The sequence below is a fragment of the Micromonospora sp. WMMD812 genome (genome assembly GCF_027497215.1).
Lineage (GTDB): Bacteria > Actinomycetota > Actinomycetes > Mycobacteriales > Micromonosporaceae > Micromonospora.
Genome location: NZ_CP114904.1, coordinates 4,724,792 through 4,740,332 on the forward strand (window position 1 = coordinate 4,724,792; position 15,541 = coordinate 4,740,332).

Below are 15,541 nucleotides of genomic sequence, written 5' to 3' on the forward strand. Positions count from 1 at the left end.
TACCTGGTCGGGTCACGCTGTCGCCCGCAACGTTTCCGTGACCTCCTCGTCGGACACCTCGTGGAAGTCGTCGTAATAGGCGCTCACCGCCATGAACTCCGGCGGATGCTGGGCACAGATCACCTGGTCGGCCTCGGCGGCCAGCATCTCGTACGCCTCCTGCGAGCCGACCGGCACCGCGACCACCACCCGCCGCGCGCCGAGCCGGCGGGCGACCTCCACGGCGGCGCGCGCGGTGGCGCCGGTGGCCAGGCCGTCGTCGACGATCACGGCGGTACGGCCGGTGAGGTCGAGCGGCGGCCGCCCGGCCCGGTAGAGCTGTTCCCGCCGCTCCAACTCGGCCTGCTCCCGCCGGCGGGTCTCGGCGATGTCCTCCGAGCTGAGCCGGCCCGCCACCTGCTCGTTGAGCACCTGCACACCGCCCGGGCCGAGCGCGCCGAAGGCCACCTCCCGGGCCCAGGGCATGCCGAGCTTCCGGATTACCAGCACGTCCAGGGGACCGCCGAGCCGTTCGGCGACCACCTGCGCCACCGGTACGCCGCCGCGTACCAGGCCCAGGACGCTGACGTCCGGTTCGCCGATCAGTCCGGTGAGCCGGTCGGCGAGCACCCGGCCCGCCTCGGCGCGGTCGCGGTAGGTCGTCATGCCTCAGGTCTACGCCCTGCCGCGCTCCGTCGCCCGCCAGTTGGCCGAATGAGCCCGGGCGGTCGGAACGGCGGCGGACAGCGCCGGGGTGTGCAGGGCGGGTGCCCAGACCAGCAGGGCGAGCGGGTAGAGCAGGTACCCGAACCGGGTGGAGGGCATCAGGGCGATAGCGGCGAGCAGCCCGTACCCGCAGATCAGCGCGGAGGCGGCGGCGGTGCGGGGCGGACGGCGGGCGAGCCGGACGGCGATCGCCGCCCCGGCCGCGAGCAGCAGCGCGGCGGCGATCACCCGTCCGCCGGGCAGCCCGGTCGCGATGAGGTGCCCGGGAAACGGGGACTGCGCGGGGCTGGTCACCAGCCCGTGGCCGAGGGGGAAGCGGAGGACGTTCTCGACCAGCGCGTCGCGGTCGACCAGCAGGGCGGGCAGCAGGGCCACTACGGGCAGCCCGACGGCGCCGGCGGCGACGCGGGCGCCGGCCCGCCGGGTGACCCCCCAGATGATCAGGACCAGGGCGACCGGCCCCGCGAAGAGCTTGAGGGCGCCGGCGAGCCCGACCGCGACGCCGGCCCAGCCGGCCCGGCCGGTGGCGGCGAGTGCCAGGGCCAGCAGGCAGAGCGCGAGTACGGGCAGGTCGTCGCCGCCGGTGGCGAGGGTGAGGGCGCAGATCGGCAGCACGGTGGCGGCCTGCACGGCGCGGAGCAGGGCGGGGTCCCGGCGTTCGGTCGCGGCGTCCGTGCCGGTGCCGATCGGGTGGCGGCGGAGCGCGGTGACCGCGAGGACGAGGGCCAGCGCGGTGCCGACCGCGAACCAGACCCGGGCGTCGGTCCACCAGCCGGCCGCCACCGCGCGGGGCAGCCCGAAGAGGGCCATGCCCGGCTGGTACGGGGTGTAGCCGAGCAGCCGTTCGTCGGCGGGGAGCGCGGCGATGGCGTCGTGGCCGAGGTATGGGGTGCCGTGGTCGACGAGCCGGGTGCCGGCCTGCTCGACGACGAGCACCTCCTCCTGTGCCCGGTCGGTCCGGCCGGCCGCCCGCTGGATGCTCTGCTGGATCAGCGGCAGCAGCGCGGTGGTCGCCCAGGTGAACCCGGTGACCGCCAAGCGGGCCGGCAGCCCGGTGAGCGGTGAGTCGGGGCGCCGGCGACGGAGCAGCAGCTGGCCGGCGACCGCCAGCGTGGCGATCAGGTAGCCGACGGCGGCTGTGGCGCCCCAGGCGCGGTGCGGGAGCAGGGTCGAGGTGGCGGCGGTGAGCGCGGCGAAGCCGGCCGAGACGGCGTAGAGGCCGAGGTCGAGGGCGAGGCCGCCGGCGGCGGTGTCGAGGGTCCGCCAGCCGCGGCGGCGGGCGGTCGGGGCTGCGGCGGTCACGCGGGCAAGTGTGGCAGCCGGTCGCGGCGGCCGGGCGGGCGGCGGCCGGGGGCGAGGCGGATCACGGCGCCGGCGTCGTACAGCGGGGGCGCCAGCGTGCCCGGGCTGCCGCCGGAGCCGCGCTGGAGTGCGGCCAGCAGCGTGCCGGCGGGGACCGGACGGGAGAATAGGTGGCCCTGGCCGGCCGCGCACCCCAGCTCCCAGAGCGCCCGGCGCTGCGGTTCGCTCTCCACGCCCTCGGCCACGACCGTCAGGTCGAGGCTGCGGCCGAGGTCGAGGGTGGAGCGGATGACCGCGGCGGCCTCGGCCGAACTCTCCATCGCGGTGACGAAGCTCCGGTCGATCTTCAATTCGTGGACCGGGATCCGGGAGAGCAGGCTCAACGAGGAGTAGCCGGTGCCGAAGTCGTCCAGCGCGAGCCGTACGCCCTCGTCCCGGAGCCGGCTGAGCACCCGGTCGACCACGTCGAGCTGGCTGAGGGTGAGGGTCTCGGTCAGCTCCAGCACCAGCCGGTCGGCGGGGAGGTCGTGCGCGCGGAGCCGGGCCAGCACCGAGCCGGGGAACCGGGCGTCGAGCAGGCTGCGCGGGGAGACGTTGACCGCGACCGGTATGTCGAAGCCGGCGTCCCGCCAACTGGTCACGGCGATCAGCGCCTGGTCGAGGATGGCCTCGGCGAAGGCCGGCAGCAGGCCGGAGCGCTCCACCGCCTCCAGGAAGCGCAACGGGTCGATCATGCCGTGCGTGGGGTGGTGCCAGCGGGCGAGCGCCTCGGCCGCGGTGACCTCGCCGCTGGCGAGGTCGACGATGGGCTGGAAGTTGACGGTGAACTCGTGGTCGGCGACCGCGCGGGGAAGCTCGCCGCCGAGGGTGAGCCGGCCGAGGTCGGCGGTGTCCCGGGTCGGGGCGTACGTGGAGATCCGCTGGCCGGCCCGCTTGGCCTGGTACATGGCTACGTCGGCGCGGCGGAGCAGCTCGGCCATCCCGCCGGTGGCCGGTGCGGCCGCGATGCCGCCGCTCGCCTCGACGCTGATCCGCATGCCGTCGAGGTCGAACGGCTCGTGCAGCGCCGCGAGCAGGCCCTCCGCCCGGTGGGCGGCCACCGCGGGCGCCGGCAGGCCGCGCAGGAGCACGGCGAACTCGTCGCCGCCCAGCCGGGCCACCAGGTCGTCACCCTGGGCCGCGCCGCGTAGCCGCTCGGCCACCTGGACCAGCACCTGGTCGCCGGCGGCGTGACCGAGGGTGTCGTTGACCTCCTTGAAGTGGTTGAGGTCGACCAGCACGAGGGCGGTCACCCCGTCGGCGTGCCGGACGCTGAGCTGTTCGGTGCCACGTTCCAGCAGGTGCCGCCGGTTGGCCAGGCCGGTGAGGGCGTCGTGGCTGGCGGCGTAGGCGTGGTCCTCGGCGACCCGGGCCAGTTCGGCGTACGCCTGCGCGTTGCGTACGGCCGTGCACAGGGCGGAGGCGAAGGTCTGCAGGGTGTACCGCTCCCGCTCGGAGAGCTGGACCGGTCCGCGGAACCGCAGCCGGAGCACGCCGACGTCGACGGCGCGGTCGTGCCCTTCGAGGGGGGCCGGGACCACGGTGCCGTCGACGGTGGTCGGCTCGTCACCCGACCCGTCGTACGTGATGACGCCGTCGGCGCCGCCGCGGACCGTCCGGTTGCCGTCGCGCAGCTCGATCTCCACCTGGTCGGCGGAGAAGAGCTCGGCGGCCTGGGTGACCGCGCTGGTCAGGACCTTGTCCAGGTCGACCACGTTGAGCGCGTCGGTGGTGCGGGCGAGGCGCTGCCACGCCTGCTGCTCCGTCCGGCCCCGGACCCGGGTCGAGTAGGCGAGGTGGAGGCTCAGCACCAGCGGCGGCACGGCGAGCAGGAGGCGGGGATCCGCCTTGAGGATGAGCAGCGTGCAGACGGCCACGACGAACCGCACGCCGAAGCCGATCAGGCGGAGGTCCAGGTTGTCGAGGAACTGACGGGAGATCCGGGTGCCCGACGCCAGTGCGATCACCGGGATGGCGAGGAAGTCGTCCAGCAGCGCGGCGACCAGGTAGATCAGGGCGAGGAATCCGAGGACGGTGCCGAGGTCGGCCGGTTCGGCCCGCCAGTCGACGACGGCGGCGACGGCTCCCGCACCACCGGCGACCAGGACGTTCTTGCTGACGGCGAATGCCGTCTTGATGGGTGGCAGGTGCAGTATCGCGGCTGCGATCGCCATTCCCACCGCCGTGGACAGGACGACCCAGGACGCGGGGGCGACGGAGAGCCCGACCACGACCGCCGTCTCCGTCCAGGAGATCGCGTGGGTGGTGGATCTGATCCGGACCGGCACCTTGACGATCGCCGCGATGGCGACCATGAAGATGAGGGTGATCCCGGTGGCGATGTCATTGGGCGACTCGAGGCCGCGGCGGACTGCCATGACCGATGCCAGGCCGGCAAGGCCGGCGGCCAACACGGCGACGAGACCGACAAGCGCCACCAGGCGCCGATCGGTCTCATTGCCACGTCGTTCAGCGGCTCGGCTCACACGACTCCTGGCGTCCTCACGGGCGTCGCTCGGTGGCCAGTAGCGTATCTCGGGAGCCGTCCCATACGGGAGTGTCTGATCAGTACCACTCGCTACCGCGCATGATTCACTCCCTTCACCCCCATTGCCCGGAGGAGTTCTTCCTCAACGGGGCGCCGTTCCTGGGATGGGAGCTTAGGAGTAATCAGTGATGATTAGAAGAATATAATGTCGGTATGCGCAACATTAGAGAAGATGAAAGCGTTTGTTACGTTCTGTCCACCGGTCCTGCGCGGAGCGCGGCCAAATGTTTTCGATGTGCGTCCGCCTCGTGACTCGACCGCTGCGTGGGGTCTCGCCGTCTCCTTCGAGTTTGCCGGCCGGCCGCCGTCACCTCATCCGTAGTTCGGTCATAGGTTCCCCGATCTGACTCGCGTCAATTGACCGCCGACCCGCGTCGTGGTCGTCCCGCCCGTTGCGGGGACCGTTAAGCTGCTTATGGTGACTGTTTGAATACCTTTCGGTAGCAGGATTAGAGAGACCTCGTGAAGATTCGCGTCCTGGGTGACTTCGTGGTGCAACTTGCCACGCACACGCTGCACCTGGGAACGCCGAAACAACGGGCCGTGCTCGCGCTGCTGGCAGTTCAGCCGGGTCATGTCGTCACCGTCGACGAACTGGTCGACGAGTTGTGGCCGGACACACCGCCCCGATCTGCCATACCCAACGTCCGTAGCTATGCCGCGAATCTGCGCCGGATATTCGAGTCGGCCGGCCAGAAGGCGCTGGTCCGGCAGGGCGCCGGATACCGCCTGGATCTCGAACCGGACCGTGTCGACCTCGCCTGTTTCGAGGCGGAGTTCCGCCGGGCGCAGGAGGCCCTGCGGGGCGACGACGGCGAGCGCGCCGCGGGCCTGCTCACCCGGGCCGTCGCCCGGTGGCAGGGCCCGATGCTCGCCGGGGTCCCGCTCGGGCCGGCCCTGAGCGCGCGGGCGGTGGCGGCCGAGGAGGAACGGGTGCTCGCCACCGAGCTGCTGGGCCGGGTCCACGTCGCGGCGGGACGGCAGGAACTCGCCATCCCGTTGCTGCGGGAACTGCTCGCGCTCCACCCGCTGCGGGAGCCCGCGTACCTGCTGCTCATGCGGGCGCTCCACCGGCACGGCGACCGGGCCGGCGCCTTCGCCGCGTACGACGCGGCCTGGACCGCGCTGCGCCGCGAACTCGGGATCGAACCCGGCACGGAGCTCCGGCGCTTCCGGCAGGCCATCGACACCTCCGGCAGCGTCGACCGGGCAGCAGCGCCGGTGCCATCGCCCCGCGAGTCGCCGGCGTTCCGCGAGTCGCCGGCGTCGCGGGCATGGCCGTCGTCCCGGGACTCCGAGGACAGGGAGCGGTCCGGCCTTGAATCGTCGCCCGATCCTCCCGGGGTCCGGGGCGCCGACTGGCTGCCGCGTGCCGTGACGGACTTCGTCGGGCGGGCCGCGAGCATCGAGCGACTGCTCGCCGAGACCCGTCGGGTCGAGGCGCGCCTGTCCGCCGTGCACGTGATCGACGGCATGGCGGGCAGCGGCAAGACCACCCTTGCCGTCCACGTCGCCCGCCGGCTGGCCGCTCGTTACGCCGACGCGCAGCTCTTCATCGACCTGCGGGGCCATGGCGGCGCGGCCCCGGTGGACCCGGCCGCCGCGTTGGCCACGCTGCTCACGCAGCTGGGCGTACCGGGCCAGCAGGTCCCCGCCGAGTTGGCGTACCGGGGCGAGGCGTGGCGGCGTGAACTGGCGCGGCGCCGGTGCGTCGTGGTTCTCGACAACGCCGCGAGCGGGGAACAAGTGCTTCCGCTCCTGCCGGTGCTGCCCGGCACGGTGGTCATCGTGACCTCGCGCCGGCGACTCACCGGCCTGGACGTGGGGCCGCCGGAGTCGCTGCCGGTCATGACGTCCGAGGAGGGGCTGGAGCTGCTGGCCCGGTCGGCCGGCCCCGAGCGGGTGGCGGCGGAGCCGGGTGCGGCCGCAGCCGTCGTCCGCCGGTGTGGACACCTGCCGTTGGCGATCCGGCTGGCCGGCTCACGGCTCGCCCGACGCCGCAGCTGGCGCCTCGCCGACCTGGCCGACATGCTGGCCGACGGCGTCCACGCCTCCGGGCAGCTCTCCGCGGAGGAGCGGACCCTGGGCGGCGTCTTCGCCACCTCCTACGAGCCGCTGAGCCCACCCGCCAAGACGGTGTTCCGGCTGCTGAGCCTGCATCCGGGCGGTCGCGTCAGCCTCACCATGGCGGCGGCCCTGGCCGGCCTGCCGCTCGGCTCCGCCAGCCGCGCGGTGGACGAACTCGTCGACGGACACCTGATCGAGGAGGTGGCGGCCGACCGCTACCGGATGCACGACCTGATCAGGCAGTACTCCTCGGAGTTGTCCGTCCGCACCGACTCCGCGGGGGACCGGCGCTCGGCCCTCACCGAGCTGCTCGACTTCGTGGTGCACGCGGCGCTCCGTGCGGCCGAGCTGCTCGAACCCGACTTCATCCGGGAACAGGCGGCGCTGGCACCGCCACGCCGCCCGGACCTGCTCGCCGCGGCCGCGGCCCCGTCTATCGACTGGTTGGAACGCGAGCGCGCGGAACTCGTCGCCCTGGTCGTGTGCGCCCAGGAGAAGGGCCACCACCCGTACGCCTGGCGCCTCGCCCGGATCACCTGGCGCTTCTACTACATCCGCGCATACTTCGACGACATCATCCTGACCCACCGGCACGGTCTGGCCGCGGCCGAGGCGGACGACGACCCGCACGGCACCGCCTCCATGAACAACTACCTGGCCTCCGCCCTGGTGCGGACCGGCAACCACCGAGCCGCCCTGGCACACGTGACCAGGGCCGTCGCCATCTGCGAGCGCGAGGGCGACAGTCCGAACCTCTTCCGGTACCGCGCCAACCTGCTCGTCGTGTACCTGCTCCGGGGCGACGTGCGGGAAGCGGTCGCGGTGGGCCTGGAGTGCCTTCGGGATCCGCGCGGCCGCGGCGGGCACGACATCTCCGTCGGCCTGCCCAACGTCGGGCTGGCGCTGGCCGCGAGTGGTCGGTACCAGGAAGCCCTGCGGATCCACCGGCTCCACCTCTACTGGGCGCGGGTCAGCCGCAACTACTTCCACATCCTGAACGCGTTGAGCCACGTCGCCGAGGTGCGGAGGCGGCTGGGCGAACACCACCAGGCGGTCCGGCTGCTGCGCGCCTCGCTGGCGCTGCGCGACCGGACCGGTCACCGGTACGCCGAGGCGGAGGTCCGCAACTCCCTCGGTGCCGCGTACCGCGCGCTCGGGCGGCTCGAGGAGGCCCAGCGGGAGCACGAAACCGCCCGGGGCCTCGCGAGCGACTCGGGCGAACGCTACGTGGAGGCGGCGGCGCTGAACGAACTCGGGCGGACACTCGCCGTCGCCGGCCGCGCCGACGAGGCCGCCGAGATGTACGCCGCCGGGCTGCGGATCGCGACGCGGATCGCGCACCCGTACGAGCAGGGACGGGCGTTGGCCGGGCTGGCCGAACACTTCGCGCGCACCGACCCGGCCGAGGCCCGCCGGCACTGGGAGCGGGCGCTGGCCATCTTCCGCCGGATGGGCGTTCCGGAGCGGTTCGACGTGGAACGTCGGCTCGCCGACGGCGCGGTCGCGGCACCGCACTCCCGTTGACCGCGCGTACCCGCTTATCGATTTCTTATCGGCACCGCCACTAGCGTCCGCGGTGTTCGGCGAACGGGGGAGGTTCTGGCATCGGTCAGAACCGGGTCGCCGTATCGCCCGCTGCCCGGGTCCCCCCAGCGATCCAGCGGCGGGTAGGTGAGGGAGGGGCGGCGCACGTCTCCGAGCCCGGGTGGCACCGCCCGGCTCGGCGGCGACCGGCGTCGCTCCTCCCCACCTTCGGCCACCCGCCGTCCGCGCCGCACGCCATACCCTTCGCCGCCGCGAATGCGCCGCGCCGCCGGAGGCCAGCGACGGCACGAGCGCCAGACGGTCGTACCCGGACGATAGGCTCGCGGCCGTGACCGATCCCGCGCAGCTGACCGATCCCGCGCAGCTCAGCCACGTCGACGCGGCCGGCGCGGCCCGCATGGTCGACGTCTCCGCCAAGGCGGTGACCGGGCGGTCGGCGGTCGCGGCCGGCCGGCTGCGGACCACGCCCGAAGTGATCGACCTGCTCCGCCGCGACGGCCTGCCGAAGGGCGACGCGCTGGCCGTGGGGCGCCTCGCCGGCATCATGGGCGCCAAGCGCACGCCGGACCTGATCCCCCTCTGCCACCCCATCGCGCTGCACGGCGTCACCGTCGACCTGCGACTCACCGCCGACACCGTCGAGATCACCGCCACCGCGCGCACCGCCGACCGGACGGGCGTGGAGATGGAGGCGTTGACCGCGGTGGCCGTCGCCGGCCTCGCCCTGGTCGACATGGTCAAGGCGGTCGACCCGGCGGCCTCCGTCGACGCGGTCCGCGTGCTCCGCAAGGAGGGCGGCAAGACCGGCGAGTGGGTCCGCCCGGAGGACCGGCCGTGATCCGGGCGCGGGTGATCGTGGCCTCCAACCGGGCCGCCGCCGGCGTCTACGCAGACACCAGCGGGCCACTGCTCGTCGCCGGCCTGCGCGACCTCGGCTGTCAGGTCGACGACCCGGTGGTGGTCCCCGACGGCGACCCGGTCGGCGTGGCGCTGCGGGCCGCCCAGGTCGACGGGGTCGACGTGGTGGTGACCAGCGGCGGCACCGGAATCACCCCGTCGGACCGGACGCCGGACGTGACCCGGGCGCTGCTCGACTACGAGATCCCCGGCATCGCCGAGGCGATCCGCGCCCACAGCCGGGACCGGGTGCCCGCCTCGGCGCTGTCCCGGGGCCTCGCCGGCGTGGCCGGCCGGATGCTGGTGGTCAACCTGCCCGGCTCGACCGGCGGCGCACGGGACGGGCTGGCCGTGCTCGGCCCGATCCTCGGCCACGCCGTCGACCAGCTCCGCGGCGGCGACCACTGAGCGCGGTGACTGACCCGGCACCGGGCCCTCCGCCCGGATAGGCTCGGCCGGTGAGCACGGACACCGCACCCGCCGCCGGCCGCGCCGCCGCGCCGCCGGCCGCCTGGGAGGAGGCGCGCGCCCGGGTGTACGCGGCCGGCCTGGCCGCCCCGCTTCCCGTCACCGCCCGGCCGCTCGCCGAGGCCGACGGGCACACCCTCGCCGAGCCGCTGACCACCCGCACCGCCCTGCCCGCTTTCCCCACCTCCAGCGTGGACGGCTGGGCGGTGCGCGGCCCGGGCCCGTGGCGGGTCGTCGGGCGGGTGCTCGCCGGCGGCAGCCCGTCCCCCCTGACCGAGGACGGCACGACCGTCGAGATCGCCACCGGCGCGATGGTGCCGGAGGGCACCACCGCGGTGTTGCGGATCGAGGAGTCCGAGCGGACGCCGGACGGCCGGGTCACCGGCACGCCGCGCACCACGCCTGAGTGGCGGAAGCCGGGCGAGGAGGCGTTCGCCGGGGAGGAGCTGCTGCCGACCGGCACCCCGGTGGACCCGGCGGTGATCGGCCTGGCCGCCGCCTGCGGTTACGACACGCTGCCGGTCCGGCGTGCGCCGCGCGCCGCGCTGCTGGTCTTCGGCGACGAGTTGCTGACGGCGGGCCCGCCCGGCGCCGGTCGGGTCCGCGACGCGCTCGGGCCGGCCGTGCCCGCCTGGCTGCGCCGCGACGGCTGCGAGGTCAACCCCACCGACGTGATCGGCCCGGTGGTGGACACCCTCCCGGCGCACGTCGAGGCGTTGCGCTCCGCGCTCGCCGCCGCCGACGTGGTCTGCACGACCGGTGGCACGATGCACGGTCCGGTCGACCACCTGCACCCGGCGCTCGCGGCGCTCGGCGCCGACTACGTGGTCAACACGGTCGCGGTGCGGCCGGGGTTCCCGATGCTGGTCGCCCGGCTGACCGGCCCGGACGGGCGGGTCCGCTTCGTGGCCGGCCTGCCGGGCAATCCACAGTCCGCGATCGTCGCGCTGGTCTCGCTGGTCGCCCCGCTGCTCACCGGCCTCCAGGGCCGGCCGATGCCGGTGCTGCCGCAGGCCGTTCTGGCCGAGCCGGTGCCCGGCCGGGGCGACTTCACCCACCTCGCCCTGGTCCGGCTGGACCGGGTCGCGGGCACCGCCCATCCGGTGCGGCACGTCGGCTCCGCGATGCTGCGCGGGCTCGCCGGCGCGGACGGCTTCGCGGTGGTCCGCCCGGGCGCCAGTGGCGAGCCCGGGTCGCGGGTGCCGGTGGTGCCGCTGCCGCTGCTGCCCGGGGAGCGTGCGTCGTGACCGCGCCGGCGCTGACGTTCGGCGAGGTCACCGACCAGCCGCTCGACCTGGCCGCACACGAGGCGGCGGTCGCCGACCCCCGGGCCGGCGCGGTGGTCTCGTTCCAGGGCGTGGTCCGCGACCACGACCACGGCCGGGTGGTGACCCGCCTGGAGTACGAGGGGCACCCGAGCGCGGAGCGGATCCTGCGCGAGGTCGCGGCCGAGATCGCGGCGGACCCCGAGGTGTACGCGGTCGCCGTGTCGCACCGGGTCGGCCCGCTCGAGATCGGCGAGGTGGCCCTGGTCGCCGCGGTCAGCACCGCGCACCGGGCCGCCGCGTTCGCGGCCTGCGCCCGGCTGGTGGACGAGGCGAAGGCGCGGCTGCCGATCTGGAAGCACCAGCTCTTCGCCGACGGCACCGAGGAGTGGGTCAACTGCCCGTGACCGGCGTCCGCCCGCGCGGCGGAGGACCGGTGGCCGGCGGAGGGCGGGTGGCCGGCGACGGGCCGGTCGGTCAGCGGCGGACGCCGACCGCCGCCCGGCCCATCCGGTCAGTGTAGAACGCGGGCTCGGCTCCGGGCCGCCAGGGCAGCGCGGCGACCAGCACGATCAAGGCCACCGCCAGCGAGTTCTCCATCAGGGCGCCGAAGAGGCCGTCCTGGTAGTGCGACACCTCCGGCAGTTGGTGCTCGTACGGCCAGATCGGCGAGACCAGGAAGAGCAGGTAGAGCCCGACGGCGGCGACGCCGTGCCGCAGCCCGGTCAGGGTCGGGTACCAGATCGGGGACCGCAGGCCGGTCACCCCGGGCAGCCCACCGTTGAGGGACACCGGCCCGGACCGGTGCGCCAACCCTCGGCTGGCCTCGCGGCGGCGTACGGCGGCGTCGCCGAGCACGATGATCGCCGGGATCACCCACACGAGGTGGTGCGTCCAGGAGATCGGGCTGATCACGTTGGCGGTGAGCCCGACCAGGGTGAACGCGGTCAGTTCGTCACCGTCGGCGTGCGAGTTGGCGGCCCGGGACAGGCCCAGCGCCAGGAGCAGCACGGCGAACGAGAACCACAGCAGGCCGGGCGTCTCGATCGAGTCGTACAGCCGGGCGAGCAGGCCGGCCAGCGACTGGTTCGGCGTCATGTCGGCCGCGCCGACCCGCTCGGTCTGCCAGAGCACGCTGCTGAAGTACGTGCGGGACTCCGCGCCGACGATGGCGAACGTGCCGAGGGTGACGGTGATGGTGGTGGCGATCGCGGTGGTCGCCGCCCGCCACTGTCGGGTGATCATCAGGTATGCGATGAAGAGCGCCGGGGTGAGCTTGACCGCGGTGGCCAGCCCGATGCCGGCGCCGGCCCAGGCGCCGCTGTAGACGAACCGCAGCAGCGGGCCGTCCTCCGCGGTGGCGTGGGTGCCCCGGCGGGAGCGCCAGCGCAGGCCGATCAGGTCGGCCATGACCAGTGTGAAGAGCAGCAGGTTGACCTGGCCGTAGCCGAGGGTCTCCCGGGCCGGTTCGATGGCGGCGGCGAGCGGCACGGCGACGGCGACCGAGAACCAGAGCGGCCAGGCCAGCCGGTCGACGATCGGGCGGAGCAGGGCGGCCAGGATGACCGCCAGCGCGGCGAGGCTGGCCAGCGCGTTGACCAGGCCGGCGGCGCCCACGGGCAGGTGCGCCATCGGCAGCATGACCAGACCGGCGAAGGGTGGGTAGGTGAAGCCGAGGGTGGTGTCGGGCGCGATGAACTCGTAGAGCTCGTGACCGCTCGCCCACCACACCACCGCGCCGTGGTAGATCTTCATGTCGAAGAAGTTGTACGGCCGCCCGAAGATGCCGATGGCGAGCCACGCGGCGTAGGCGACGGCGGCCACGACGCCGACCCGTACGACTGTCCTTCGATCGATCCCACTGGTCGCGCGTTGGACTGGGGCGAAGCGGCCCGCCCGTCTCCCGACGGTCGCCGGCATGGCGTGGCCACCCCCGTACCAAGGTCGTCGTCCTACCCGTGCAGGTCCTGCACGGAGCCTAGAACGGCGCCTCACTTCAATGCCTCCCGCGTTATGCGACCGTGTCCGATCCCACACATGTTTTTGACATTTCCACCGCGTTAACGCGTACCGCGTGGTTCAGGTGATTCGCGGCCTTGGGGTGGGGTGGGGTGCACGAGGGGAGGTATCGACGCAGGTCAGCCGGGGAGTCGACGGGCGGTGGCGGCGGACCGTACGGCGATCCTCGTCTCCCGTCGGGCGGTGCGGACCGCACGGCGCATCGAGCGTCGAGAGTGGCCGATGCGGTGTCCCGCCCGCCAGCGCAGCCCCGGCCGGCCCTCGGTGTCCGCGGCGGCGAGCAGCAGGCCGCCGAACAGGCCGACGTTCTTCAGGAAGTGGACGCGGTTGTTGTTCCGCATGACGGGGTCGTCGTTCTGCCAGAAGGGGTGCCCGGCGAGCGTCACCGGCACCAGCGTGCCCGCCAGCACCAACGCCGCCGGCCGGGTCAGCCGACCGGTGGCGAGCATCAGCCCGGCGCCGACCTGCACCGCCGCGTTGGCCCGGATCAACGTCTCCGTGTCGGTCGGGATGCGGGGGTTGGCACGTTCGAGCAGTGGCGTCACCCGATCGGTGATCGGCTTGGCCGAGGGCGCCAGTCGCCCCGGATCCATGAAGTTGCGATACCCGCTGAACACGAAGATGCCGCTCAACATGGCGCGGGCGAGGGAGCGTACGGGTTTCATGGCTCAGTCATACCCCCTCGCGACCCCGGCCACCCCTGCAACCGCCGATCCGGATCGGGGTGGGTGAACGCGTCGCGCCACGCCGAATCGAGCGACCGTCGCTGATGGACCGGCTCCGGCGGGTAACGTCGCGCGCGTGACGACGCTGCGGCTGCGACCCGAGGACCCGGCCGACACCGGCCCGGTCCGGCGGGTGTTGGCCGCCGCGTTCGCGCGTCCGGACGTGTCCACGCCGCCCGAGGTGGGTCTGGTCGACGAACTGCGCGACAGCGACGCGTGGATCCCCGAGCTCGCCATGGTCGCCGAGTACGGCGGGGAGGTCGTCGGTTACGCGCTTCTCACCCGCGTTCGGGTGACGTTCGACGGAGGTTTCGCGGTGGCGCTGGCCCTCGGTCCGGTGGCGGTGGCCCCGCACCGCCAGCGCGTCGGACACGGCACCGCGGTCGTGCAGGCCTCCCTCGACGCGGCCACCGAGCTGGGCGAACGGCTGGTGGTGGTGCTGGGCAACCCCGCCTACTACCGGCGCTTCGGCTTCGGTCGGGCCGACCGGATGGGCCTGTCCAGTCCGTGGTCCGGCCTGGGCGAGCCGTGGCAGGCCCTGGTGCTGCCCCCGGCGACGAGCGACGCGCCCCCGCCGCCCGTGGGTGAGGTCGTGTTCCCGCCCCCCTGGTCCAAGGTCTGAGGCGCGCTCCGCGACCGCCCGAGGGGCGCGGCCGAACGCCGGGGTCGTGGTCAGGCCGGCTGGGTGCGCAGGTACCGGCCGAAGTGCGGGACGGTGAAGGCGACGGTGCCGCGCTCGCCGGAGTAGATCAGCCCCTTCTTGATCAGGGCGTCCCGGGCCGGTGAGAGGCTGGCCGGCTTGCGGCCGAGAGCCCGCGCGATCTCCGCGGTCGGCACCGCGGCGTCCATGTCGTCCCGGACCGGGCCGCCGGCCTCGGCCTCCACCAGGGACAGGGTGGCCATCGCGCGCATGTACTCACGCTCGGCGGGGGTGGCCCGCTCGAAGCGGGAGCCGAAGAAGCCCACCGCCAGCTCGGCCTCGGCCTCCGGCGCGGCGACCCGCACGTCGGCGGCGGTGATCGGGGAGCGCGGCGCGTGGTCCCAGGTGGCCTTCCCGTACGCCTGGACGAAGTAGGGATAGCCGCCGGACTTCTCGTAGAGCAGGTCGAGCGCCTTCTGCTCGTACTCGACCTCCTCGCGCTCGGCAGGCGCGCAGAGGGCCTGGTCGGCGGCGATCCGGTCGAGCCGGTCGATCCGCTGGTAGCGGAAGAGCCGTTCCGAGTACGACTTCGCGGCGCTGAGCACGGCCGGCAGGTGTGGCAGGCCGGCACCGACCACGATCAGCGGCGCACCGATCTGGGAGAGCTCGTGGCAGGCGGCGCAGAGCGCCGAGACGTCCTCGGGGCCCAGGTCCTGCATCTCGTCGATGAAGATGGCGATCCCGGTGCCCACGTCGCTCGCGACCGCCGCGGCGTCGCTGAGCAGCTCGACGAGGTCGATCTCGATGTCACCGGAGTCGGCCCGGCCGCTGGCCGGCGGCACGTCGATGCCGGGCTGCCAGCGGTCGCGCAGCTTGGGGGCGGCGCCGGCGCGGCCGGTCGGCGCGCCGCGCAGCGCGAACGCCTTGAGCACGCCGAGGAACGCGTCGATCCGGTCCGGGGCGCGGTGCCGGGGGGCGAGTTCCCGGACCGCCATGTGCAGTGCGGCGGCCACCGGGCGGCGCAGTGACTGGTCCGGCCGGGCCTCGATCTTGCCGCTGCCCCAGAGCCGGTTGATCGCCTGGGAACGAAGGGTGTTGAGCAGGACGGTCTTGCCGACGCCGCGCAGCCCGGTGAGCATGAGGCTCCGCTCCGGCCGACCCCGGGCGATGCGCTCCAGCACGATGTCGAAGACGTCCAGTTCCCGCCCTCGACCGGCAAGCTCGGGAGGGCGCTGGCCGGCGCCCGGCGCGTACGGGTTGCGGACCGGATCCACGCATCGCAGAGTATCGGGCCGTCTAGCTGGTGGGCTAGACATCGATA

Annotated in this window: 12 protein-coding genes; 6 read left to right on the forward strand and 6 right to left on the reverse strand. The window is 74.0% G+C overall.

Annotated features, from left to right (window positions below):
- Nucleotides 1-12: 12 nt before the first annotated feature.
- The 3 genes from O7603_RS21780 to O7603_RS21790 are packed head-to-tail and all read right to left on the reverse strand — an operon-like array spanning nucleotide 13 to nucleotide 4,424.
- Nucleotides 13-645: a phosphoribosyltransferase family protein gene (locus tag O7603_RS21780; protein WP_281571652.1), complete on the reverse strand. Its 633-nt coding sequence runs from the start codon at nucleotides 643-645 to the stop codon at nucleotides 13-15.
- Nucleotides 646-654: 9 nt separating this feature from the next.
- Nucleotides 655-2,007: a glycosyltransferase 87 family protein gene (locus tag O7603_RS21785; RefSeq protein WP_281571653.1), complete on the reverse strand. Its 1,353-nt coding sequence runs from the start codon at nucleotides 2,005-2,007 to the stop codon at nucleotides 655-657.
- The gene (locus O7603_RS21790) at nucleotides 2,004-4,424 is read right to left on the reverse strand and encodes a bifunctional diguanylate cyclase/phosphodiesterase (RefSeq protein ID WP_281571654.1); all 2,421 of its coding nucleotides are present in this window, start codon (nucleotides 4,422-4,424) and stop codon (nucleotides 2,004-2,006) included. The genes O7603_RS21785 and O7603_RS21790 overlap by 4 nt, the downstream gene beginning before the upstream one ends.
- A gap of 632 nt (nucleotides 4,425-5,056) precedes the next feature.
- Here O7603_RS21790 and O7603_RS21795 point away from each other — a divergent pair.
- From O7603_RS21795 to O7603_RS21815, 5 genes are all read left to right on the forward strand, one after another.
- Nucleotides 5,057-8,185, forward strand: a complete 3,129-nt coding sequence (locus tag O7603_RS21795; RefSeq protein WP_281571655.1) for a BTAD domain-containing putative transcriptional regulator — start codon at nucleotides 5,057-5,059, stop codon at nucleotides 8,183-8,185.
- Between the two features lie 367 nt (nucleotides 8,186-8,552).
- Nucleotides 8,553-9,044, forward strand: coding sequence for a cyclic pyranopterin monophosphate synthase MoaC (gene moaC / locus O7603_RS21800; RefSeq protein ID WP_281576757.1), 492 nt, complete (start codon nucleotides 8,553-8,555; stop codon nucleotides 9,042-9,044).
- Nucleotides 9,041-9,511: a MogA/MoaB family molybdenum cofactor biosynthesis protein gene (locus O7603_RS21805; protein ID WP_281571656.1), complete on the forward strand. Its 471-nt coding sequence runs from the start codon at nucleotides 9,041-9,043 to the stop codon at nucleotides 9,509-9,511. The genes moaC and O7603_RS21805 overlap by 4 nt, the downstream gene beginning before the upstream one ends.
- Before the next feature lie 50 nt (nucleotides 9,512-9,561).
- Nucleotides 9,562-10,818 (forward strand): molybdopterin molybdotransferase MoeA, encoded by a 1,257-nt coding sequence (locus tag O7603_RS21810; protein WP_281571657.1) that lies wholly within the window; start codon nucleotides 9,562-9,564, stop codon nucleotides 10,816-10,818.
- Complete coding sequence (locus O7603_RS21815) at nucleotides 10,815-11,243, forward strand: molybdenum cofactor biosynthesis protein MoaE (protein WP_281571658.1); 429 nt, start codon at nucleotides 10,815-10,817, stop codon at nucleotides 11,241-11,243. The genes O7603_RS21810 and O7603_RS21815 overlap by 4 nt, the downstream gene beginning before the upstream one ends.
- 70 nt (nucleotides 11,244-11,313) lie before the next feature.
- Here O7603_RS21815 and O7603_RS21820 read toward each other — a convergent pair whose 3' ends face one another.
- Nucleotides 11,314-12,756: a glycosyltransferase 87 family protein gene (locus O7603_RS21820; protein ID WP_281571659.1), complete on the reverse strand. Its 1,443-nt coding sequence runs from the start codon at nucleotides 12,754-12,756 to the stop codon at nucleotides 11,314-11,316.
- 218 nt (nucleotides 12,757-12,974) lie between these two features.
- Nucleotides 12,975-13,520, reverse strand: a complete 546-nt coding sequence (locus O7603_RS21825; protein WP_281571660.1) for a DoxX family protein — start codon at nucleotides 13,518-13,520, stop codon at nucleotides 12,975-12,977.
- A gap of 136 nt (nucleotides 13,521-13,656) precedes the next feature.
- Between O7603_RS21825 and O7603_RS21830 the strand changes: the two genes are divergently transcribed.
- Nucleotides 13,657-14,202: an N-acetyltransferase gene (locus tag O7603_RS21830; RefSeq protein WP_281571661.1), complete on the forward strand. Its 546-nt coding sequence runs from the start codon at nucleotides 13,657-13,659 to the stop codon at nucleotides 14,200-14,202.
- Nucleotides 14,203-14,252: 50 nt separating this feature from the next.
- Here O7603_RS21830 and O7603_RS21835 read toward each other — a convergent pair whose 3' ends face one another.
- On the reverse strand, nucleotides 14,253-15,494 hold the full coding sequence (locus O7603_RS21835; protein WP_281571662.1) for an ATP-binding protein: 1,242 nt from the start codon (nucleotides 15,492-15,494) through the stop codon (nucleotides 14,253-14,255).
- Nucleotides 15,495-15,541 lie beyond the last annotated feature (47 nt).

Excerpts from the sequence above, each read along its gene's own strand:
- O7603_RS21825 (WP_281571660.1), bottom strand. The coding sequence starts at position 13,520 with ATGAAACCCGTACGCTCCCTCGCCCGCGCCATGTTGAGCGGCATCTTC.
- O7603_RS21780 (WP_281571652.1), bottom strand. The coding sequence starts at position 645 with ATGACGACCTACCGCGACCGCGCCGAGGCGGGCCGGGTGCTCGCCGAC.
- O7603_RS21820 (WP_281571659.1), bottom strand. The coding sequence starts at position 12,756 with ATGCCGGCGACCGTCGGGAGACGGGCGGGCCGCTTCGCCCCAGTCCAA.
- O7603_RS21790 (WP_281571654.1), bottom strand. The coding sequence starts at position 4,424 with ATGGCAGTCCGCCGCGGCCTCGAGTCGCCCAATGACATCGCCACCGGG.